The organism is Agrobacterium sp. DKPNP3 (genome assembly GCF_052686535.1).
In genome coordinates this window covers 1-22706 of the sequence record NZ_JBQYSN010000081.1, presented here as the reverse complement: position 1 = coordinate 22706, position 22706 = coordinate 1, and the positions used below count along the sequence as shown (strand labels likewise).

The 22706-nt window shown below is 57.6% G+C and carries 19 protein-coding genes; 11 read left to right on the top strand and 8 right to left on the bottom strand.

Annotated elements, in window-relative coordinates; all coding sequences use genetic code 11:
* Position 1 precedes the first annotated feature (1 nt).
* The 4 genes from eutC to ACUTJJ_RS19245 all read left to right on the top strand — a co-directional run bounded on the left by eutC (position 2) and on the right by ACUTJJ_RS19245 (position 4882).
* Entirely contained in the window at positions 2-724 is a 723-nt protein-coding gene (eutC, locus tag ACUTJJ_RS19260; RefSeq protein WP_445543123.1) for an ethanolamine ammonia-lyase subunit EutC, read from the top strand.
* A 104-nt stretch (positions 725-828) separates the two neighbouring features.
* Complete coding sequence (locus ACUTJJ_RS19255) at positions 829-2226, top strand: NAD(P)/FAD-dependent oxidoreductase (protein WP_445543122.1); 1398 nt, start codon at positions 829-831, stop codon at positions 2224-2226.
* Complete coding sequence (locus tag ACUTJJ_RS19250; protein WP_445543121.1) at positions 2223-3485, top strand: FAD-dependent oxidoreductase; 1263 nt, start codon at positions 2223-2225, stop codon at positions 3483-3485. Before ACUTJJ_RS19255 ends, ACUTJJ_RS19250 begins: the two co-directional genes overlap by 4 nt.
* On the top strand, positions 3485-4882 hold the full coding sequence (locus ACUTJJ_RS19245) for an FGGY family carbohydrate kinase (RefSeq protein ID WP_445543120.1): 1398 nt from the start codon (positions 3485-3487) through the stop codon (positions 4880-4882). The genes ACUTJJ_RS19250 and ACUTJJ_RS19245 overlap by 1 nt, the downstream gene beginning before the upstream one ends.
* A 238-nt stretch (positions 4883-5120) precedes the next feature.
* Here ACUTJJ_RS19245 and ACUTJJ_RS19240 read toward each other — a convergent pair whose 3' ends face one another.
* Genes ACUTJJ_RS19240 through phnD form a run of 4 tightly spaced genes read right to left on the bottom strand, consistent with a single transcriptional unit; the run spans position 5121 to position 10236 of the window.
* Positions 5121-6260: an ABC transporter substrate-binding protein gene (locus ACUTJJ_RS19240; protein ID WP_445543119.1), complete on the bottom strand. Its 1140-nt coding sequence runs from the start codon at positions 6258-6260 to the stop codon at positions 5121-5123.
* Between the two features lie 35 nt (positions 6261-6295).
* On the bottom strand, positions 6296-7396 hold the full coding sequence (locus ACUTJJ_RS19235; protein ID WP_445543118.1) for an ABC transporter ATP-binding protein: 1101 nt from the start codon (positions 7394-7396) through the stop codon (positions 6296-6298).
* The gene (locus tag ACUTJJ_RS19230; protein ID WP_445543117.1) at positions 7396-9234 is read right to left on the bottom strand and encodes an ABC transporter permease; all 1839 of its coding nucleotides are present in this window, start codon (positions 9232-9234) and stop codon (positions 7396-7398) included. The genes ACUTJJ_RS19235 and ACUTJJ_RS19230 overlap by 1 nt, the downstream gene beginning before the upstream one ends.
* Positions 9235-9273: 39 nt before the next feature.
* Positions 9274-10236, bottom strand: a complete 963-nt coding sequence (gene phnD, locus ACUTJJ_RS19225) for a phosphate/phosphite/phosphonate ABC transporter substrate-binding protein (RefSeq protein WP_445543116.1) — start codon at positions 10234-10236, stop codon at positions 9274-9276.
* A 97-nt stretch (positions 10237-10333) separates the two neighbouring features.
* Here phnD and ACUTJJ_RS19220 point away from each other — a divergent pair, with 97 nt between their 5' ends.
* From ACUTJJ_RS19220 to ACUTJJ_RS19210, 3 genes are read left to right on the top strand one after another with little or no spacing between them, the layout of a single operon-like run.
* Positions 10334-11014: a response regulator transcription factor gene (locus tag ACUTJJ_RS19220; RefSeq protein ID WP_445543115.1), complete on the top strand. Its 681-nt coding sequence runs from the start codon at positions 10334-10336 to the stop codon at positions 11012-11014.
* Positions 11014-12411 carry a sensor histidine kinase gene (locus tag ACUTJJ_RS19215; protein WP_445543114.1) on the top strand — a complete coding sequence of 466 codons (1398 nt, stop codon included), beginning with the start codon at positions 11014-11016 and terminating at the stop codon, positions 12409-12411. Before ACUTJJ_RS19220 ends, ACUTJJ_RS19215 begins: the two co-directional genes overlap by 1 nt.
* Positions 12404-13387, top strand: a complete 984-nt coding sequence (locus ACUTJJ_RS19210; RefSeq protein WP_445543113.1) for an ABC transporter substrate-binding protein — start codon at positions 12404-12406, stop codon at positions 13385-13387. The genes ACUTJJ_RS19215 and ACUTJJ_RS19210 overlap by 8 nt, the downstream gene beginning before the upstream one ends.
* A 229-nt stretch (positions 13388-13616) precedes the next feature.
* Here ACUTJJ_RS19210 and ACUTJJ_RS19205 read toward each other — a convergent pair whose 3' ends face one another.
* Genes ACUTJJ_RS19205 through ACUTJJ_RS19195 form a run of 3 tightly spaced genes read right to left on the bottom strand, consistent with a single transcriptional unit; the run spans position 13617 to position 16691 of the window.
* A complete protein-coding gene (locus ACUTJJ_RS19205; protein WP_445543112.1) occupies positions 13617-14237 on the bottom strand; it encodes a GNAT family N-acetyltransferase in 621 nt (206 codons plus the stop codon).
* 10 nt (positions 14238-14247) lie between these two features.
* The gene (locus tag ACUTJJ_RS19200; RefSeq protein ID WP_445543111.1) at positions 14248-15408 is read right to left on the bottom strand and encodes a Gfo/Idh/MocA family protein; all 1161 of its coding nucleotides are present in this window, start codon (positions 15406-15408) and stop codon (positions 14248-14250) included.
* Positions 15409-15440: 32 nt separating this feature from the next.
* Positions 15441-16691 (bottom strand): ROK family protein, encoded by a 1251-nt coding sequence (locus ACUTJJ_RS19195; RefSeq protein WP_445543110.1) that lies wholly within the window; start codon positions 16689-16691, stop codon positions 15441-15443.
* A 211-nt stretch (positions 16692-16902) separates the two neighbouring features.
* On the opposite strand from ACUTJJ_RS19195, the gene ACUTJJ_RS19190 reads away from it, so the two are divergent.
* From ACUTJJ_RS19190 to ACUTJJ_RS19175, 4 genes are read left to right on the top strand one after another with little or no spacing between them, the layout of a single operon-like run.
* Positions 16903-17862, top strand: coding sequence for an extracellular solute-binding protein (locus ACUTJJ_RS19190; RefSeq protein ID WP_445543109.1), 960 nt, complete (start codon positions 16903-16905; stop codon positions 17860-17862).
* A complete protein-coding gene (locus tag ACUTJJ_RS19185; protein ID WP_445543108.1) occupies positions 17859-19865 on the top strand; it encodes an ABC transporter permease in 2007 nt (668 codons plus the stop codon). The genes ACUTJJ_RS19190 and ACUTJJ_RS19185 overlap by 4 nt, the downstream gene beginning before the upstream one ends.
* Complete coding sequence (locus ACUTJJ_RS19180; protein ID WP_445543107.1) at positions 19858-20919, top strand: ABC transporter ATP-binding protein; 1062 nt, start codon at positions 19858-19860, stop codon at positions 20917-20919. The genes ACUTJJ_RS19185 and ACUTJJ_RS19180 overlap by 8 nt, the downstream gene beginning before the upstream one ends.
* 3 nt (positions 20920-20922) lie before the next feature.
* On the top strand, positions 20923-21735 hold the full coding sequence (locus tag ACUTJJ_RS19175) for an inositol monophosphatase family protein (protein ID WP_445543106.1): 813 nt from the start codon (positions 20923-20925) through the stop codon (positions 21733-21735).
* Between the two features lie 656 nt (positions 21736-22391).
* Here the strand turns inward: ACUTJJ_RS19175 and ACUTJJ_RS19170 are convergent.
* Entirely contained in the window at positions 22392-22529 is a 138-nt protein-coding gene (locus ACUTJJ_RS19170) for an ethanolamine ammonia-lyase light chain EutC (protein ID WP_445543105.1), read from the bottom strand.
* Positions 22530-22706: the final 177 nt, after the last annotated feature.

Here is a 22706-nt window from a genome sequence, read left to right as displayed (position 1 = left end):
CCTGCGCGCGGCAACCGAAGCGCGCGTGGCGCTCGGCCGCACCGGTGCAAGCCCACCCACGCGGGCAGTGCAGGCGTTTCTGCTGGATCATGCCCAGGCGCGTCAGGCCGTGTGGCGTCCGCTGGATATCGATAAGGTGGAGCACGAGCTGCGTGCCTGCGGTGCGGATGTCGTGCATATCGCAAGCCGTGCCAGGGATCGTGCGGATTACCTGCGCCGGCCCGATCTCGGCCGCTCCCTGTCAGACAAGGGCCGCCTTGCGCTCGACGGGCAGGCCAAGGGGGCGGATGTTGCACTGGTGATCGCTGACGGGCTTTCCGCAACGGCGGTCGAGACGAACGCGGTGCCGGTCGCAAAGGCATTGCTTGAGGCGCTTGCAAGCAACGGATTGACGGTTGCGCCGATCCTTCTTGCCATACAGGCGCGGGTGGCGCTGGCCGATGATGTGGGCGCGGCACTGCGCGCGAAGGTGGCGCTGATCCTCATCGGTGAGCGACCGGGCCTTTCGGCGGCCGATAGTCTCGGCGCCTATGTCACCTTCGGACCGGAGACCGGGCTGCCGGATTCTCGACGCAACTGCATTTCCAATATTCGCGATGGTGGCGTGCCGCCCATTGAAGCGGCAGGCAAGATCATGACCCTGATCAGCGCCATGTTCCAGCAGGAGACGAGCGGCGTGACGCTGGTGGAGTTCGAAAAGCCGGTGACGGCTCTGCCCGATTGAAACACGGCGAATCTCCTCCAGAGCCAAGAACCGGCAAGGTGCATCGGCCCTGTCCGTCGCACCTGTTGGTTTCGCTTTCGAACCACGACAATAAAGGCAAGCCCATGGACCCCTATCCCTCCAAAGCGTTCGACATCGCCATCATCGGCGCGGGCGTAATCGGCTGCGCGGTTGCCCGCCGTTTTGCGCTGGCAGGTGCGAAGGTTGTTGTCATCGAAAAGGGTGCCGATATCTTGTCCGGAGCATCGAAGGCCAATAGCGCTATCCTCCATACCGGCTTCGATGCGCCGGAGGGCAGTCTGGAACTGGAATTGGTGAAGGCGGGTCGGGCAGAATATCTGTCCATTCATGGCCAGATGGGCCTCACTCTCGTTGAAACCGGCGCCTTGGTATGTGCCTGGAATGCCGATGAGGCGCAAAGTCTGGAGGCGATTGCTGAGCAGGGGCGGCGCAACGGCATTGCCGAGCTCGGTCTGCTCACGGTCCGGCAGGCTAAGGATACCATGCCCGGCTTGTCCGGCCAGCTTGTCGCAGCACTCGAAGTTCCCGGTGAACACGTCATCGATCCCTGGTCAGCGCCGCTCAGTTATCTAACGCAGGCGGTGGCCCTTGGCGCGCAGCTGGTGCGCAATGCCGAGGTACTGTCCGGTGTGTTTGATGGCGAATGGCGGATAGAGACGACGGCAGGTCCGATCCGTGCCGCAAGCATCGTCAATGCGGCGGGGCTATACGGCGATATTGTCGATGCGCGGCTGGGTCTCAGCCCCGACTTCACCATCAAGCCTCGCAAGGGCCAATTCGTCGTTCTGGACAAGGCAGCCCGCCGGCACGTGCCGCGCATCGTCCTGCCCGTTCCCACCGAAATCACCAAGGGCGTCGTCGTTTGCCCAACCGCCTTTGGCAACGTTCTCATTGGCCCCACAGCGGAGGAGCAGGATTACCGCGAGCGTGCGACGGTGGAAACGGCGGCGCTTGAGGCGCTGCTCGCACGCGGCAGTGCCATTGTTCCGGCACTCGCCTCCGTCTCCGTGACCGCCGTCTATGCCGGCCTGCGCCCGGCATCGGACAAGAAACATTACCGGATTTCCGCCCGGCCGGACCGGCGCGCGATCACGCTTGGCGGGGTGCGGTCCACGGGGCTCAGCGCGGCGCTCGGCCTAGCGCAGCATGCCGTTGCCCTTCACGAAGGTTTTGGCACGCATTTTTCACCCCCTGCCGCGGTGCCTGACGTGACGATGCCAAATCTCAGCGAAACCTGCGAGCGGGACTGGCAGCGCGCCGATCATGGCGAAATTATCTGCCATTGCGAGCTTGTGACCCGCCGGGAGATCGACGCGACGTTTTCCAGTCCCGTGCCGCCAGGTGATTTCGGCGGCCTGCGGCGGCGCACCCGTGCCGGCATGGGGCGGTGTCAGGGTTTCTACTGCAATGCCCGCTTGGCGGCGATGACGGGCAACCGTCTGGCCGTACCGCTTGCCGTCCCTATGGGAGATGGCCGATGAGCGCAGGAGAGCCTTTTCATGAGACGAGGGACAACGATGCGGTTGCCGATGTCATCATCGTCGGCGGTGGCCCGGCGGGTGTCGCGGCAGCGCTGGCGCTGAAGGAACGTGGCGTTGCACGCGTGACCATACTTGAACGCGAGGCGGCGCTTGGCGGCGCACCCCGCCATTGCACACATTCGCCTTTCGGCATGCGCGAATTCGGACGCATCTATTTCGGCCCGGCCTATGCGCGGCGTCTGCAGCGGCAGGCGCAGGCTGCCGGTGTCGATATCCGCACCGGGCATTCCGTAGTGGAAATGGGGCAGGATGGTATACTGCTGGTGACATCGGCGCGTGGCGTAGAGAGGTTCAAGGGCCGACGCATCGTGCTCGCAACGGGCGCGCGTGAAAAACCACGCTCGGTGCGGCTCTTGCCGGGCGACCGGCCGGTGGGGGTTGTGACGACAGGCACGCTGCAATCCTATATCGCTTTTCACGGCATCATGCCCTTTCGCCGGCCCCTCATCATTGGGTCGGAACTGGTTTCCTTTTCCGCGCTGCTTACCTGTCTCACGCATGGGGCGCGCCCGGTAGCGATGATCGAGCAGGAGCCGCAGCCGTTGGCGCGTCCGCTTTTCCGGTTGTTTCCACGATTGGTCGGCATCCCCTTCCTGTGCAATGCGACGCTTGTGGATATACGCGGGCGCGGGCGCGTCGAGGAGGCGGACATCCGTCTGTCGGATAGTCGTATCATGACCGTCGCATGCGATGGAGTGTTGCTCACCGGGCAATTCACGCCGGAGGCAGCGCTTTTGAATGCATCCCCGGTTGATGTGGCGGCGGGCAGCGAGGGACCTTTGATCGACCAGGACGGCCGGATGGCCAACCCGATCTTTTTCGCTGGCGGAAACGTCTTGCGGGCCGTGGAAACGGGCGGCTGGTCGTTTCGCGAAGGCCGCCGCGTGGGTGCTGCCGTTGCGGACGATCTTGCCCATGAATCCTGCTATACGCGGGCGGTGCTGGTCACTTTCGCAGAACCAATAAAATTCGCGGTGCCTGCCATGGTGAGGCAGCCGGGATTAGACGAACCGCCTTTTCGTGATTTTCAGTTGCGCTTCACCAGACGTGTCCAAGGGCGACTTTCGCTCCATCTTGACGGCAGAGACGTATGGAGCAAGAGCGGCGTGTGGCTACCCGAACGCCGTGTGTGCGTGCCGATACCTCGCGCAGTGGCTGAAGCAGGCGCGATTGCTTTTCACTTTCTGGAGACGAATTGATGCGCGTTGCTGCGATCGATCAGGGAACGACATCGACCCGATGCCTCGTGATAAGCGAAGACGGGATTGTTGATGTCGCTTCGAGCCTGCGCCACGCGCAATCATATCCGGCTCCCGGCTATGTAGAGCAGGATCCGGAAGAATTGTTGCGCAACATCCGCGAGGTGCTAGCGGCGGCCGGGCCCGTCGATGCGATAGCGATCGCCAATCAAGGCGAGAGTTGCCTTGCGTGGGATGCCGAAAGCGGCGAGGCGCTGTCTCCGGTGATTGTCTGGCAGGATGCCCGCACCGCACAGGCTCTGGCCGCTTTACCGCATTCGGCTGCGGAACTATCTAGACAAATCTGCGGACTACCTCTTGATCCATATTTTACCGCGAGCAAACTGTCGTGGCTGCTCAAGAACAATTCTGCGGTGGCTGAGGCGCGCGCAGCAGGACGGCTGCGGCTCGGTACTACCGACGCCTTCTTTCTGGATCGGCTGACGGGATGTTTCTGCACCGACCTGGCAACGGCCTCTCGAACGGGACTGCTCGATCTGGCAAGCGGGGCCTGGAGCCCGACACTATGCGCGCTGCACGATGTTCCAATGGACTGCCTTCCCGCAATCGGCAGTGTTGATGGCGGCTTTGGTGCGATTGCGGGAACGCCTGTCCGCGTTTCCATCGTCGATCAGCAGGCAGCGCTTTATGGACACGGTTGCCGCAGGCGGGGGGAATGTAAGATAACCTTTGGCACAGGGGCTTTCCTTCTCGCGGTCACTGGCAACCAGCGCCCGTTGACGGGCGAACTTCTCCCGACCATTGCATGGCAGAAGCAAGGAGCCGCCGCCGTGCTTGCTATCGAGGGCGGGATTTATGATGCCGGCGCTGCACTCGAATGGGCGCGAAAGATCGGCCTCTACGCCGACAATTCCGAACTCGACGGTTTCGAGGGGCCATCGGCTATACGTCGTGGCCTTGCCTTCGTGCCGGCATTGTCCGGCCTTGCCGCGCCCTATTGGGATAGGAGGGCTGCACCACTCTTCATTGGCATGGATCATGCAACAGAGCGGGGCGATATGGTGCGCGCACTGCTTGAAGGTATAGCTTTGTTGACCGTTCAGCTAATTGAAGCGGCGCAGGCTGTAGCACCGATTGGCGACACGATCTCGATAGACGGTGGCTTGTCGAAGAGTCGATATTTCGCCGGCTTCCTAGCCGCAGCCAGCAATCGGAGAATTCGCGTGCCCGCGATGCACGAATTCACGGCGCTCGGTCTCGCAGAGCTGTGCGGCATCGACTTGGTAGCCGCGCGAAACGATGTCGAGATATTCACACCTAATGGATCAGTCGATGTGGAAGACCATGCTCGCTTTGCGCGTGGTATAAATCTGGCGCGAGAGTGGCGGAGCGTTTGAACTTTGGTACTTCGTCCTGAGGGCGCTTATACTACTCTTTCACCTCTGCAAGCCTGTCGAGAATAGGTTTGTCCAGTATTTTCGCAATATACAGATCGGTCACTGCAAGCTGCTGCCTTGCGTGGATAATCTCTCACGGAGGAGCTAATGAAGACTGGGTCGTCGGCTCGAATCCTGTCAAGGCGATTGTAAATACGTTTGTAGTTTTCCCCACGCCGCGAGGCGTGGGGAACTATGTTTATCGTGAGTTGCTCAGCCAGAAATCCTGCCAATCCTGCAGCTTGGCAAAGTCGTCTCGGGTGGTCTCGGAGTGGTTGACGTATAGTCGGTCAACGAAGTTCACGATGCCGGAAACTTCGCTTTCGGGCATCCTGGCTTCGGTGTTGGTGGAAATCTTTCCGTCACCGAGCTGCGGCGCCATACCCTCTTCAGTCATCATGAAGCGCGCGAAGAGCTTGGCAGTGTTCGGGCTTTTGGTTCCGGCTGCAATGACGGCAACGCGTGGTGTAAGCTGGCCGATCCAGGGCTTCAATTCTTTGCAGATGCCCATGCCATAACCGTCTTTCTTCGCATCACGGAAGATCGCGGCGCTGAGGAAGCCAACCGGTGGTTTTTCTTCCTTGGCGCCGACAATCGGGCCAACATCCGTATCGCTCTTGGTAACCTTCGGTTTGTTCTGGGCAAGGCGCTTGACCCACTCGGCTGTTGCACTTGCCTCATCGGTCTTCAGATCTTCGCCAAACTGCGCCTTGTAGGCCTCACGCATTGCGTCATCGCCATGGGTTGCCAGCTGGTTGAACCAGAACATCGTTTCGTTGCGAAGCAGAGGGTCTGGAATGGCAACACGGCCCTTCCACTCCTCAGTTGTCAGCGCCCACAGATTATCGACCGGGCAGGTCTCACCGTTGACGTCGGTGTTATAGGCAAAAACCCAGGGGTTGTTGCTGGTGATCGCCGGGCTCTGATATTGCTCTGGGATCTTATCCTTAAGATCGGGCGCCAACCAGGATACGCCAAAACCCTGCGGCAGGATTTGGCTTGCCACCGATGGCAGGTTGCTCATGTTGAAGACGTCGGTGCGCACGTTTCCGGCAGCAGCTTCGCGGGCGATAACCTGCTCCTGTTCTTGGCCGTTCATCTTAACGCCGGTTGCTTTCAGACCGTAGATCTTCGAGAAATTGTCAGCCATCGATACGATCTTGCCGGTGGCGTCGATCACGGTGATCGGCTGTTCTTTTTTGGCCGCCTCAACCAGCGCCTCCAACGAATATTCGCTATCGGGAATGCCGATTTCTTTGACGTCCTGTGCCAGGGCGTTTGAGAGGCCCATTGCAAGAACGGAAGCGCCAGCCAGCATGTAGATTGATGTGTTAGGCATAGTTTTCCTCCACTGCCTTTGATTTCGCATCCCCGTTAGCGGACGATACGTTTCTTCTCCTGGTCGAACAGATGCAGGTGCTGTTGTTCGACCCAGAAATGGATGCGCTCGCCTGCGGCGATGTGCGGGTTTTCGGTTGCTATGGCGAAGAAGCTGGCTCCCTCGACATCGAGTTCGACGATCCAGCTCCCGCCGGTCGGAACGACATCAACGATGGTGCCTTGTCCGGCCGCGCAGCGGCTGGCCTCTTCAGGAGACAGGACAGCAACCCGTGTAGCTTCCGGCCTGATACCGGCCGAAGCGACTGCCGCGCCGTCGAGGCTGAAATGCGAGAGAACGCCATTCAGCCAGACTTGCAGCGGGCCGGTCTGACCTTCGGCTCGCTCAATGATGTTGATGGGAAGGCTGCCGACGAATTCGGCGACAAAGCGGTTGGCCGGACGCTCATAAATATCGTCAGGCGTGCCGATTTGCTGCAACTCCCCCTCACTCATGACAGCGATGGTGGTGGCGAGTGTCATTGCCTCCCACTGGTCATGGGTAACAAAAACGATGGTTGAACCGGCTTCCGCGTGGATTCGCTTGAGCTCCGCACGCATTTCCAGACGCAGCTTGGCATCAAGGTTTGACAGTGGCTCGTCGAGCAGAATGATCGAAGGTTTCAACGCCAGCATGCGGGCCAGGGCAACGCGTTGTTGCTGACCGCCCGAAAGCTGTGCCGGGTACCGATCCGCATATCGTGCGATGCCCAGTTTCGTCATGACCTGATCAACGATGGCGTTGCGTTCGTCTGCAGGTATTGACCGTAATGTCAGGCCGAAGGCAACGTTGTCGCGGATCGTCATGTGCGGCCACAGCGCGTAGTTCTGGAAGACCAGTCCCATATTGCGTTTTTCAGGCACGGTGAAAACGCCGTCACCAACGGAGACGATAGGCTTGCTATCCACAAGAATGCGACCGTCGGTAGGATGCTCAAGGCCTGCGATCATGCGCAGTGTCGTTGTTTTTCCGCAACCGGACGGGCCGAGCAGGCAAAGGAACTCGGATGCACCGATTTCCATATTGAGATTCCCGATCGCGGCAGGCCCGCTGCGACCATAGCTTTTGCGAATGTTTTCTAGAGTAATGCTGGACATTATTTGCTTCCCATGCCTTCTGAAAGATTGGCCTTGCCGATTGTCTGGACGAGCATCGTGCCTGTGAAGGCGACGATGCAGAGCATCACAACCACTGCATTGGCAGCCTGGCTGTAGCCGTAGTCGACGAGGCGGATTGCGTAGGTCGTGAGCAGATCTGTGCCGGGAACGGCGAGAACCACCACGAGGCTGAGGCCCTTGATTCCAGATATGAACGGCAGCAGGATTGCCGAAACGAGTGCCCCACGCTGGATTGGCAGAACGATCGAGCGCATGCGACGGAACCAGCCGGCGCCGACAATCTGGCCAGCCTCCTCCGGCTCGCGACCAAGCTGCATCATCGAGGAGATACCGGCGCGCGAGGCGAATGGCATCTGGTCTGCCAGAATGGCAAGGACGAGGATGATGGGTGTGCCGTAGAGTGCGGGTAGTGGTGGACGGGCGACGGCGAACATCGAAAGATATGCGGCTGCGAATGCTATGCCAGGCACCAGATAGGGCAGAAAGGTGATCTGCCGCAGTGCCACCGACACGAAGGGCAGCGGTGAACGAACCACGGCGTAACCGACCAGAAGGCCAAGCAGGCCGGCGCCTGTCGCTGCAAGACCGACCATCCAAACGGTGTTCCACAGAGCCAGCCAGAATTCACCTGTTAGCAAAATACCCTGATGCAGCGCGGTCGTGCCAAGGTCTGTACCAATCCAGTAATCAAGCGTGAAGTTATCGATGCTGAACGAGCCAGGCACACGCATGACAGTCGTCAGCGTCAGAGCGATAAGCGGAATGGCGGCGCTGATGGAAAAGACTGTGAATGCCCAGGTGAGTGCCGGAATTTGCCATTTGCCGAGCGGTGTCTTACGAACCATCGAGCCCTTGGAGCCAATGGTCACGAAACGTTTGGCTTCTTTCAAAAGCCGCATGTCGATGATGATGGAGATTGCTCCCAGTAACACGATCATGCCTGCAAGGACTGCAGATGCACCGGCTTGGCTGGTGGAGATTGCGCGGAACAGCGAGGTTGCGAGTACATCGAAACCGATGGGGACGCCGAGTACGTAGGCAACGCCGAAATCACCCAGACATTTGGCGAAAATCAGTGTCGTGGCCGAGACTAGCGATGGCATCATCAGCGGCAGGATAATTCGGCGAGCGACAACGGCAGGGCTCGCGCCAAGACTGCGCGCGGAATCTTCCAGTTGCGTGTCGAACTGCTTGAGCGCATTGCCAAAAAGCAGGATGACGAAGGGTGCGTAATGGAGCGCCAGAATGAGTGAAATTGGCAGCGCACCATAGGCGAGCCAATCCGGGGGTGTGAATCCAAGTGTCTCCATCCAACCGGGTTGACCACCGGTCGTACGGTTCTTGAAAAGCGTCAGCCAGGCAAGTGCGAATGTCCAGGATGGCAGCATGTAAGGCACGAGCAGCGCAGTGGAGAACCATTTCTTGCACATCAAATCCGTTCGGCTCAGCAGCCAGCCAATCGGTGCACCCACCAGAAATGCTATGACGATGGCTGCAGCCGAAATGATCGCGGTATGTGCAAGCGGCCACCAGAAGAGATCGCGCGAAATTGGCGAAAGAAGCACACGGTTCAGGTAATAGAGCGTTAGATCGCCAAGTTCTTGCCGGGTGCGTGCGAGATCAGCGAAATGAACCGTCACCGCATCGACCAAAAGCAGCAGGACCGGGGCGAGGATAAGATAACCGAAGACGACCAGCAGCAGCAGCGCCAGTAACAGCGTCGGGTCTGCGCTGTTCACGCGCAACAGAAAAAAGAGCCTTTTCCAGGCCGGTTGAGGGCGCAAAGGGTCCTCCGGCAAAGTTGTTTGCAGGGTCATGGGATCACTTTCTGGGGTTTGAACGGTGTTGTTCCGACGTCAGTCCGGTAAGGTGCCCACCGCGTTGGTCACCGCACGGACGGCTCGCCAGGCCTCGTCATATCGGACTGGCAAGAACTGCTCGTCACCGTTGAAGGCGGCAGTCATTTCCGGTGGAAACCGGAATGAAAAGAAACATGCTTTCAGCTTGTCCGCGAGCAAGGGATCAAGATCATGAGCATGGGTAAAGGCGGCTGTTGGAAACAGCGGGCTTTGATAGATGACCCGAATGGCCGCCTTATCAATTGACCCTCGGTCCACCAGGCGCTGCAGGACGTCGGAGGCGACCGCTGCCATATCGTAATCGCCTGACAGTACGCCCATTACCGATTTGTCATGAGCGCCGGACATGATCGGGCGATAGTCGGTATCCGGCACAAGACCTTCGGCGGGAAATAACGCGCGGGGCGCGAGGTTGCCGGAATTAGACGCAACAGCGACATGGGCGACACGTTTGCCCTTCAAGTCTGCCAGATGTCGGTAAGGGGAATCTGCGCGTACAATTGCGACGAGGTGATAACCGCGAACCTCACCGTTTTGCCCTTTGGCGGCAAAAGGCACAGCGCCAGCCATGTTGACCGCCTCGACTGTTGGGCCAGTAGAAAAGCCAGCAAAATGCAGGCGGCCAGAGCGCATCGCGGCAATTTCCGCCGAGACGGATTGCACAGGGTAATAGACGATTTGGCGGTCAAGGCAGGTGGAAAGGTGTTTTGTGAACGGGCGGAACAACCGCGCATAAACCGCGGGATCCTCGATCGGTGCGAAAGCCCAGACAAGTGTATCGGGATTGCGCAATTTCGACGGGTCGGTCGGACGGTCGGCAACGAGGTCGCCATCGGCGTCGCAATAGGCCTGATCAAGCTCTGCGCGCTGATCGCACGGGGCTGCGCTTGCAACCGCACTATCGGTCAACATGAAAGCAATCAGCATGCAGCATGCCACAAGGGCGCCGTGGTAATTCATTTTCTCCTCCCGAAGGATTTTGCCGTCTCGCGTCAACAAAACCCTTGCTATAGGATGACAGCTATACCGAATTTACTGTCAGAGTCCTGTCAACCTCATGCGCATCCTTCTCATAGAAGATTCCGTCGACATTGCCGAAGCGATTGAATCCAAGCTGATGCGGGCTGGACACCATGTGACATGGGCGCAAGACGGTATATCTGGCGAGGAATTAGCGATCCATGGCGAATTTGATGTTGTGGTGCTTGATATCAACTTGCCGGGGCGGAGCGGTTTCCAGGTCATGGCGCATGTGCGCGACAAGAATTCACCGACCCCGGTGCTGGTGATTACGGCCAGAAACCAGCTTGATGACAAGATCAGCCTGCTTGATCTTGGCGCCGACGACTACATTGTCAAACCGTTTGACCTCGGTGAACTTGAGGCGCGGTTAAGGGCGGTCACGCGCCGCCATAAGGGACTTGCCAAGTCGATCATTCGCATTGGTGGGCTGGAGATTGATCTTAATTCGCGGGCAGCCAGCCTGGATGGAAGCCCGCTGGAGTTCGGGCGTCGCGAATTCGAGTTTCTTGAGGTGCTCGCCACGCAAGCGGGCAATACAGTTAGCAAAAATAAGCTCTATCTGAAATTGTTCGGCCATGATGATGTGGGCACACCCAATGCCATCGAGCTGTTGGTATCGCGTGTACGTAAAAAGCTTGAGGCCGTTGATGTCGAGATCGTTACCCATCGTGGTGTGGGTTACATGCTGCGCAGCAAGACCGATGCGGCAAGCTGATGGCGCGCTTGTCGATTGAGCGACGTCTGCTCATCACAACGATCTGTCTGTTTATGGTGATTGGCAGTGTGCTTGCCTTGACGGTCCGCGCCTATGCAAGGCGGTCAGCCGATGAGGCGTTTGACCGCGTGTTAACGGCCTCTGCACTTGCCATTGCCGACACTGTTGGCATCGAGGAAGGTGACGTTACGGTCGATATTCCTTATTCCGCGTTTGCCATTCTCGGGACCTCGCGCCTCAACCGAGTATTTTACCGGGTGACAGCCCCGGATGGCAGCTTAGTGACCGGTTCACCTATTCTTGGCCTCGACATTCCGCTTGCCAATGAAGAGGCCCTGCACCTACATGATGCGATGTATCGCGGTGATGCCGTGCGTATAGCCTCGGTGCAGCGATACCGCGCCGATACGGTGACGGGGACGGGCGGTTGGATCGGTGTGATGGTGGCTGAAACCCGCGAGGCGCGACGGGAACTGGCCGGACAATTGACATTAAACGGCATGTTGCCAGCGGTCACCATTGCACTGTTGGCCGGTGGTCTGATCCTCGTTTCGGTACGATCGGCCTTTTCGCCACTTCGTCTTATCGAAAGTAATCTGCGGGCACGGCGCCCGTCCGATCTCAGCCGGATCGACCGGGAAGTTCCAGTCGAAGTTTCAGCGTTGGTCTCGGCGTTGAATGACTTTATGGACCGCTTGGGTTCGGTTTTGGATGGTGTGAAACGGGTTACTGCGGACGCCGCGCATCAACTGCGGACACCGCTTGCTGCTATTCAGGCGCAGGCCGAGGTCGGGCTCGAAGAAGCGGAAGATCCGCAAACACGCCGCCGTCTGTCGCGCATCCATCACAATGCGCGTGAAGCCGGACTGTTGGCGAACATGCTGCTTTCCGAAGCAACAACATTGCACCGATTGGAGACGCAGGAACGCGAGATAGTCGATTTCAGCAATGCCATCAAAAATGCAATGCAGATGCTACGCGCGGAAAGTGCCTATGCCAGCCAGATACAATCCCTCACGCTCGTAACACATGATGCTCCTGTATTAGTTGACGCAGAACCGGTGGCGTTACGCGAAATGGTTCGGAACATAATAGAAAACGCCCTTATCCACGCGGCTGGTCCAACGACAGTACAATTGGAGGCGGTGGATGGTTCGGCAACCTTAAAGGTTATGGACCGTGGACCGGGTATACCGGACGCGGAAAAGGGCAAGATCTTCCAGAGGTTTGTTCGCGGTGGTGCGCGACGGACAGGATCGGGCCTTGGCCTCGCCATCGCAAAGGATGTGGTCGTGGCCTTCGGCGGACGTATTTCCGTTGCGGACCGTGTCGGTGGTGGTCTTGTCGTCGAGGTCGTGCTGCCAATGTTTGCTGGAGGGCAGGGCCAAGATGTCTAACGTTGCTCGTAGCGCGCTGTTTTGCCTGTTGTTGATTGGCAGCCTTGTGCCAATGACCGTGCAGGCACAGGACAGAGCCGTCCGCATTGCCGGTGTCGTGTCTGAAGAACGGATTGCGCCTTTGATTGCAGTGATCGAGAGCCGCGTGCCGGGATCGCAGCTGTCTTACGTCCGACTCTCTTCTGCACAAATCGCCGCGGAGGCAAAGCGTGCTCCCGCGCCGTTCGACATTGCTCTTTTTTCTTCACCGGATATCGCCGTCTCAGTCGCGAATGAAGGCTACGCGGTCAAGACCGAGCCGAGCGGTAACGCCATGGATGTTCAGTGGCGTCATGAGGTCTTCGGTTTATGGTCCGACCCCGCGGTCATCGTCCTGAGACGAGAGGCGTTTCTAGATCGCCTGCCGCGGACGCGGATCGAACTCGTGCGAGCGCTGGAACAGAACACAAGCCGCTTCTCCCACCGAGTTGGTATCGTTAATATCGGTATTGATGATGTCAGCTACCTGCTGGCCTCGCAGGATTCCATCCGGACTTCTCTTTACTGGCGATTGATGCGGGCGGTCGGCAGCTCAAACGCCAGGATCTATGACACGACCGAGGATCTTCTGGCGGCGTTCCGGGCTGGCGAGGTCGACGCGTTGTACAATGTCCCCTTGTCCGCTCTGCAGGCCGCTCCGCCAATGCCAGAGAACGTGGAGATCGTCGTGCCACAGGATTACATGCTCGCGGTGCCGTGGACCGTACTTATCCCTAAGAATGCAGTAAACCTTCGCGGCGCGCGCATCGTTCTCCACGCACTGCATTCGGTAGAGAGCGCGCCCGCTCTGTCGGCAGCGGGGTTCAGCTACCCCGCCGATTTCAAAGCCGCAGAGAGTCTTCAGCTTATAGAGCTCGGTCCGCAGCTCCTCGTGTTCCGCGATGTCATCAAACGCAGCAAATTCCTTGATACCTGGTTTCAAATGGTGGTGAATTGACGGTGGTCGACACGCGTGTCGGTTTGTTGCGGTTGCAGCGGTTCGTATCCCATCACGAGCAGAAAACGTTACCTGGCAGCGTTTCTTTGGAGCCTGTTTTGCCGTCCGCATCCCCGAACAGGGAATCTTTTGGAGAAGGTTTGGGTTATCTGAGACGTGTGGGTAAGGAAAACAGAGTGCATTACATCGTGAAGAGCGACTTTTGGCGTCGCGACCTGCTTTGAGTGATTTACTCAACCAGCCGCTTCGCCATCAGGATAGAGGGAGTCCGGTCGATTTCCGTGAAGCCGAATTTAGAGTAAAATGCGGCAACTTTTTCGTTGTGCTGATTCACCCCCAGATGGACGCCTTCTACTCCGGACTTTGTCAACGAGTTCAGTTGATGTCGCAGCAGCGACGACCCATGACCGCCATTTTGAATCTCAGGCAAAAGATTGATGTGTAGATGGGAAGGGTAGGGTCGCGTCACATGAATTGGCGTCCTCGACACCGTTTGGATATGAGCAAGAACCTTCTCATCCTCTTCCGTCCGCGCCGAAAAATCGCGAAGCTCCTCTTTCAAGGAAGGCCACCATGCTGCCTCGAGCCAATCTTCGTAAGCCGTCGTGTCGGGTGTCGCGACACAATAGCCCATGACGACGCCACGGTTTGTCAGCACGAACGCATTTTCTGGGCAGAAGCGCACATAAGGCAGCGCCCATAGAAACCCGGGAAGTCTTGGGTCCGTATAGTGTCGTGATCCGTCCTGCCCGCTGTCTGACGTGCGCACGCAGATATCGAGGATCGCCATTTCGTCGGAGGGTTGGGCGTTCCGGATGATAACAGGTGATGATGACGCTGGCATGTTCATGAGTGTGGCCTCACGCTGCGGCCAGAGGAGTATGAAGCGCGTCATCGAAACGCTGCCAGGTCTCGGCCAGCTCGATGGTGCGCCGGCTGCGGCGTGCCTCCTCGAGCTTGATTGCCACGAGTCCCGCTTCCAGAGCCGCAACGATATTGACGGGAAGCGGAGTCGCCTCGGTCAGATGCCTGTAGATATCCAAAGCCATCTGATCATCAGCGCCATAGTGATCGCTCTCATGCCCCTCGTACCGCCGCTCGACAAGCTTTTCGCCTGTTATAGCCGAATGAACTTCGAAGCGATTACGGATGAAATCGCCCTCTGCCATTCCCTTGCTTCCGATCACGCAGAAGCGGCGGAACTGATCCGGAACATTAAGATTGGTATGAAACGCCATGGTCGCTCCACCCTGATATTCGACAATGGCGGTCTGATAGTCGATAATATCGCCATCGCTCTCGAATACGGCGTCGCTCCCCAGCCAGCCGCTTGGCTTTTTGTACAACTCCTGCTGTTGAAACGCCGAGAACTGATCAGGCCGGTTTTCCGCAACGAAAGACTTACGACCTCCGAAGCTGGCAACGGCCATGGCGCGCTGCCCCACGACGCTGCCGTAAAGGTCGATGTCGTGACAGCATTTTTCCAGAATGAACGGGCCAGCATACCGCGTATGCCGTCGCCAATCCCGCATGAAGAATGCTCCGTGGTACGGCGCGATATGCTCGGATGCTTCGATTGATGTGATGGCGCCGATGTGACCTTGAGCCTGCGCTGCGCGCAAATCCCGATAAAGAGTGGAATACCGCAGAACGAGCCCAACCATAACACTCTCATTGCCGTATTCAGCGAGCAGGCGCGCCATGTTCATTGTCTGGTCTTCATCGATCACGACCGGTTTTTCGGTAAAGACCCGTACGCCTGCACGCAGTCCTGCGGTGATGTGGTCCAGGTGAAAAACATTCGGCGAACCTACCATAAGGAGATCAGGCCGTGTCTGCGTCAGCATCAGCTCGATTGTCTCGAAGCGTCGTGGTTCAGGCAGGCCAGAAGAAAGAATGGTCGGCAGTCCAGCAGGGTCGGGGTCCAGGAGGCCGACGATCTCGAGACTTGGGCAGGCTCTGCGGAAGGAAGCGATGACATTGGCAAGCCGAAAGCCAAGCCCGGCGACTGCAATTTTCATTTTTCTAGTCCTGTTGGCGAGATATGAGTAAATCAGGAGGCTGCGTTGTCATCCGTTGGTGCGCCGGCAACGCGATCGAAACGTCTTTCAAAATCCATGGTCTGGCTGCGACCTCGCATGGATGAGAGTCGCCTAAAGTCCGGGCTGCCATGGGCCATCACGGGCAGCATGGCCGCACCGATGGCGGCGGCTTCCGGACCGAGTGCACCAGCGCACAGCCGGGGAACATCCCGGTGACTTCGGGCGCTGACAGATGGCAAAAGGGGATAGGCCCGGTCAATCAGGGAATTGTTGAGGGCTGACGGAAAATGCCCTCCGACCACGATCGTTTGCGGGTCAACGATGTTCTCAAGCAGCGAAACCAGTAAGCGCAGGCGCCTGGAATTGAGATCGAGCCATCGCATCAACACACTGTTACGTTGAGCGTAAAGTCGCTCCAACGCGCCAGGCTTTGCGATCTCCTTGCTTTCGCAAGATAGCATCGCCGCAAGCTCGTCGACAGAGAATGGCGTCTGCCCATCGGCTTCCGGATTGGCGAGCTCAGCGGGCCATGTCAGGAGTCCGATTTCTCCAGCATTATTCCAAAATCCCTGAAGCGGCATGCTGTCGTTGATGATGCCGGCGCCAAGTCCGTGCCCGACGAAAATATGAACGTAGTGGGTCAGTCCCGACGCTCTGCCTGCCCTCAATTCGGCAACCGCGGCGGCTGTGGCATCATTCTCGATGATCGTTGGAAGGCCGCATGAATCTTCGATAGCCTCCGCCACGGGTATCCGGCTCCAAGCGTCCCAACCGGGCGGGCCGACAGGATGCTCGAATTCGGCTTCCTGCAGCGTTGGCATAGCGATACCGATACCCCAAGCAGGGCGACCTGCCGCAACCGAACGCAGGCGCTGCGTCATATCGGCGATGGCGCGGATAGTATCGGACGGATCTTCGAGCGAGGCCGATGCAGTTTCGCGTCCCAGTTCTTGTCCTGTTATGTCACAGACGATGCCCAGCAACCCGTCGCGATCCACATGGATGCCCAGGCAGCAACCTGCCTCTGCGCGGACTTGCAATCTTTTTTGCGGGGCGCCACGCGCGCCCTCCTGTTGAATGGATTCAACCACAAGAGACCGGTCGATCAAATCCTTGCATATATTCGACATCGTCTGAGGCTTCAGCCCCGTCACCTCAACAAGGTCCCGTCGGCTGATGCCGTCAGCAGAACGGATGAGATCGAAAACCAAGCGACGATTGTAGCGGCCCGAATATGTGTGATTGCTGCCCATCAGGCTCATGGGTGCGAAATCCTATTTAATCTGTTAAATGGAATTTATCAGGGCCTTTAATCGCCGTCAAGTCGGGCTATTGAGGTATGACGGGTAACGGACGTCATAATTTTGTAGCATAAACCACACAACTATCCGGAAATCGCGGCTTGATTTTTAATCCACTCAATGGAATTAATAAGTCGCCTTCTTCTCAGTGACTAAAAAAGGGAACACAGTCATGCTGAAATGGACGTTGCGGCAGATTATAGCAGGCGCATTGGCGTCGGCATCATTTTTCGGTGTTGCGAATGCTCGAGAGCTTGTCGTCTACACTGCTCATGGGGAGGCAACATCTGCTCCCATTCTCGATGCGTTCACCAAGGCTAATCCGGACGTCAAGGTAACCGTCGTGCGCGGTGGGACGGGAGAACTCATCGAGCGCCTGCGTGCCGAAGGTGGCAGCTCCTCGGCGGACGTGATGTGGGGCGGACCGACACAGACCTTCGAGGAAAATTCAGCGCTCTTCCAAGCATACGAAAGCAAGTCGGACGCCGACATGGTGACCAACGATCCCAATCACATCTGGCATCCGTTCACTGTCCTCCTTCAGCCGTTGATCGTCAGCACCAAGCGGGTCGAGGCCGGCTTTATACCGAAGACGCAAAAAGATCTCGTTTCACATGATTTCTCAAAGGAGGGTGGTCTGATCATTCCAGACCCCGCGAAATCCGGTACGGGCTATATCGTCCTCTCGGCCCTTGCGGGAAATTTCGGTTGGGAATTCGTTGGCCAGATGGCCAAAGGTGCGCGCATTGCGCCAGGTTCCGATGACGCATTCAACGCCGTCCGCGACGGAGAAGCGGCAGTCGGCTGGATCAACGAAGATCTCGGTGCCAAGTGGAAGGCCCAGGGCCTGCCAATCGATATCGTCTATCCAAGCGACGCGGTCACTGGTCAGATCGATGCTCAGGCCATTGTCAAAGGCGCTCAGCACATAGATGATGCCAAGAGCTTCATCGATTTCCTCGGCAGCAAAACAGCGCACGAAATCGTTCGAGATGCCACAGTTCGACGTTCCGCACGCAAGGATGTAACGCCCCCGACCGCCCTGCCTGAAATGTCTGCCCTCACGATCGTGTCCGCTGTCGATCCGCGCCCCGTGGTTGTTGCTCGCTTCCAGGAGCTTCGCGGGAAATGAAGGTGCTGCGCGACAATTGGCTGATCTTTTCAATCGTCGCGCTCATGCTTTGCGCCGTGACGATTATCGTGCCGCAAGTTCGCCTCATGGCGGCCTCCCTTCTGGAGGAGGGCGGCCGTTTTACTCTTCTGCACAACAAAGACGGCTTGCAACCCGTGCCGGAAATGACCGCCCGATACAGCGTGGCCAAACTTTCTGACGGCCTTGCGATTTCGCTGAGTTCGACTGACAGCCTGAATGTCGACGTTCAGGATGACCGAACACTGCGCCTCTCTTCGCAAGAACCGATCTCGGTTGCTAAAGACGAGGCAGGGGTACTTGAAATCGATCTGGGCTCGGCTCGGTTCACGCTGCTTCAGCAAGCGCCGCGCGGGCTTTTTGCCACAACAGCCCCGGCACCTTTGGACCTTCAGCCACAGGGGCCGAGCACGGTACTTCTGTCACATGCCGCAAACGCCTACATCACCTTCGAAAACAAGGCGTTGTCGCTCTCTCCGATTCACTACATCGAGTTCTTCACTCGCTCAGAAACCCTTTCCGCCACGGTGAACAGCCTGGTAATTGCGTTAACGTCCACCGCCCTTGCCTCTTTGGTCGGTGTTTCGCTTGCCTATCTTGTTGCGCGTTACCGTGTAGCGGGAAGCACGGCAATTGTCTTTCTTGTCACTATGGCGTCGGTGTCTCCGCCGTTCCTGGGGGCATATGCGTGGCGCTTGCTCCTTGGGCGAAATGGTGTCCTTACCAACTATCTTGGCCTCGATGTCTCGATCGTCGGCTTGCATGGCGTCATCTGGGTCATCACCTGGCTGGTCTTTCCAATCATCTTTCTGCTCAGTCACAGCTCATTTCAGAGTTTGGACGCCGGTCATATCGAGGCGGCGGAAAGCCTTGGCGCTAAGCCGCCTCGTGTGCGTGTAACGGTAGAAATTCCGCTGGCACTCCCCGGCATCATCACCGGTCTCTACTTGGCTATGATGGCAGCCCTATCCGACTTTGGAACGCCGCGCATTATCGGTTTAGACGTAAACGCGCTGCCGGTTCTAATTTACACGTCGTTCCTTAGCGAAGCGGGACGCAATCCCGCTCTTGCGGCGACAGGATCGATGGTGCTCATCACCCTTTCGAGCCTTTTTCTCATGGCGCAGCAAATCTATCTGGCGCGACGTGGTTTTGCCGTGGTTTCGTCGCGGGCGTTGGGCCGTAAGCCGCTATCGCCTCTTGGCCATACCCTTGTCCTTGGGGCAATTAGCATTGCCCTGCTCATGGCATTCACGCCTCACCTGACGGTGCTTGCTTCCAGCTTTATGGAATGGCGGGTCGGGCTGCCAAGGGCGGACTTTACCCTGGCAAACTACACCACCATGTGGCGAACCGGGATGGGGCCAGCTTGGGTGACCTTGTCGCTCGGCATTGCCGGAACGTTGGCGGCAACAGCGATCGGACTAGGGATTGCCTACGTGATCATACGTAAGCGTTATCGGGTCATCGCACCCCTTCTCAGTCTTACCGTGATGATGCCCTACGTCATTCCCGGGACGGTGCTTGGCATCGGTCTCATCATGATGTTCAACAAAGCGCCAGTTCAACTGACAGGCACTTGGTTCATCCTCGTCCTTGCCTATCTCATTCGTAACCTGCCCTTTACGGTCAAGGCGTCAGAAGCAGCCCTGAGACGCGTTCACCCGGCACTCGAAGAGGCCGCGATTAGTCTTGGAGCTCGTCCCTTCCGCGTGTTTCTCACCATAACCGCACCTCTGGTGCTTGCGGGTGCGATAACCGGTGCGACGCTCACCTTCCTTCACATCGTCACTGAGCTGTCGTCCACCATCGTTCTCTATCGTCCGCCGTGGAAACCAATGACAGCGGTAATCTTCGAGAACACGTTGGTCGATGCCGATTTCGGTGTGTCCGCAGCACAGACAATCCTCCTGATGCTGATCATTTACATCCCTCTCTATTTCATTGTCCGCTACGGCCAAATTCGAGGAAAATCCGGTGGTTGAAAACTTCTCGTCCAAAGCTCCCGTTAACGGCTGCGAGGTCGTCATCGACGCTGTCTCAAAGACCTTTGGCAATCACGCGGTTCTGAAAGACATAAGCCTAACAATCAAACCAGGCGAATTTTTCACGCTGCTAGGGCCATCCGGCTGTGGCAAGACGACGCTTTTGCGGGCCATCGCAGGTTTCCATCCCATCGATGGCGGGAGGATCCTGTTCAATGGACATAACGTAACCTCGCTTGCCGCCTGGGACAGGAATATCGGCTTCGTCTTTCAGAACTATGCACTCTGGCCCAACCAGACCGTCTTCGACAATGTCGCATACGGGCTGAAGCTGCGCAAAGTTCCCAAGGGCGAGGCAGCTGAAAGGGTGCGAGCCGCGTTGGAACAGGTCGAACTGCACGGCGTCGAAAAGCGGTTTCCCGCAGAAATGAGTGGGGGCATGCAGCAACGCATCGCGCTAGCGCGTGCGCTCGTCATCAATCCGCCGCTACTTCTCATGGATGAGCCAATGTCGAACCTCGACGCCCGTCTTCGCGTGGCTCTTCGCCGTGAACTGCGCAATTTGCAGAAAAGGCTTGGCCTGACAGCCATCTATGTGACGCATGATCAGGAGGAAGCTCTGGAAATGTCGGACCGGATCGCGGTCATGCAGAATGGCATCGTGCAACAGCTTGCAGATCCTGAAACCATCTATTCGCGACCGGCGAACCGTTTCGTTGCCGAATTCGTCGGTAGCGCGAATTTTCTGGAGGGAGAATTTGACGAGACTGGCTTCCGGATGGCGGACGGATCGAGGCTGCTTGGCGCAGCAAGGGGCCACAGTGGCAAAGGCACGCTGGTCGTCCGTCCTGAACAGGTGATGATAAGCCAAAGCGGGAGCGCTCTTTTCGATGCGAGAGTGGAAGATCGCCGCTTTATGGGAAAGGCCTGGACGCAAAGCCTCCGACTTGAGAACGGTGCGGCCCTCTCGGTGGAAACACGACACGCACTTGATCTGGGTTCGCGTGTCGGCGTGAATTTCGAGACCGTGACCTTCCTACCTGCAGGAGCATGATTGATGACGGATCTGTCGCTTGACGAATTGATGCTGCTCGCATCGTCTGCCGCCCTCGCGGGAGGCGCTGAATTAAGGAAGCAGTTCGGTGATGTGCCACGCAATTCGGTACAGCGAAAGGGACTTGGAGATTACGCATCCCAAGCCGATCTGGCTGCTGAGGAAGCAATTGCAGCCGTGCTTGGAGGTGCAGGCGATAGCTTTGGCTTTGTCGGTGAAGAAACCGGCGCACGTCAGACCGATGCGAAATACCGTTGGGTGGTGGACCCACTCGATGGGACCAGCAATTTCCTGTGGGGAGTTCCTTTTTTTGCTGTCAGCATCGCCTTGTGCGACGACGACGGCGAACTGCTAGGTGTCGTCCTTGACCCATTGCGCGACGAGATGTTCACGGCCATTCGGGAGAGGGGAGCCCAGCTTAACGGCAAAGAACTGAACCGATTAGAAGAAAAGCGGCCCGAAGAGGCGATTGTCTCCCTTTCCATGCCTATCAGAGGACAGTTAAAAGCAATCGAACGCAGCAGATTCTTCAACGCGTTGGACGCCATCACCAACGAGGCAGCAGGTGTGCGGCGGCTTGGCTCGGCTGCACTCGATCTTGCCTATGTCGCTGCGGGCAGGCTCGATGGATATTTCGAAGACGGACTTAGCCACTACGATTACGCCGCTGGCAAGCTTCTCGCTCAGGAAACGGGAGCCCTCGTCACCTCTCTGAGTGGCGGTGTTGTAGAGGACGGCGGTTCACTTTTGGCCGGAACGTTGCTGATGCATCAGTGGCTCGGGTACAAGCTTCAGAATGGCGAGAATGCAGGCTGACAGGTCTCACAATCTGAGGTCGATTTTAATGTCCCGGTGTGACGTTTTAGCCATGTCGGCTCTTAGGTCGCCGTTCGTCACGAGGGCCGCGCAAGGCCTACGGCAGGAATGCGCAATTGTACTTCCCAGTTGTAGTGGCTTGAAACCCAAAGATTTTCGACGGATCGGAAAGCGGTGCTCTCGGTCGGGATCAGTGTCCTGAGGGGTTGCTCCAGCCGAATTATCCGGTAAATCCATGATATGTATCACAATTATTTGTCGCAAAACTTCCACAAATGACTTTGGCAGGGGGTGACACCGTGCATCCTGAGGAATAGATGAGTTTTATCCGTGCACATATTCACTGATATATTGATAGGAAACGTTTTTCCTGATTTGCGCTGGATACGATGACAGGGTCGTGAGTCCAATATCTTTCAAGAGCCGTATCTACCTGCGGCCATCCCTCAGGCCGCTCTCGCAAGCCGGATTGTTTCGGTTCAGTCCTTCATACGCAAAAGGCCGTGGAATCGCGGACTGAGAAGGCGTCGGTAAAAACCATCTGTTGTTGTGCGATGAGCGACCTCGCAGATTCAGGCAAAGGGTCTAGACGCCTTTGCTGATCCGATTAGTTGCATGCAACGCGACCTCGCTATCATCCTTCAGTCGCACGCCGCTCATCCTGGCGCGCAAAGCGTTGTCCGTAAGCCAAGCCAGCTTGAGTGCCGCCAGCTCGAGTCGAGCCCTCCGGGGCGAATGTTGGAAACGCAGTTGCGTTCGGCATCTGTGCGGCCTGGCTCTGGCGCAAAAGTCATATAGGGGTCAGAACAAGAGCAGTCCGAAATCGTACGCTAAGGCCGAACGAAGCATGAACAATGCCGTAGATTAGATCTTGGGCATTGGATCTCTGTGGATTGCCATCGATAATCGCTGGTTTTGATTTCTGTGTCCGGCCCGACTCGACAACGCTAAGCGCAGATTGGTTATGAATG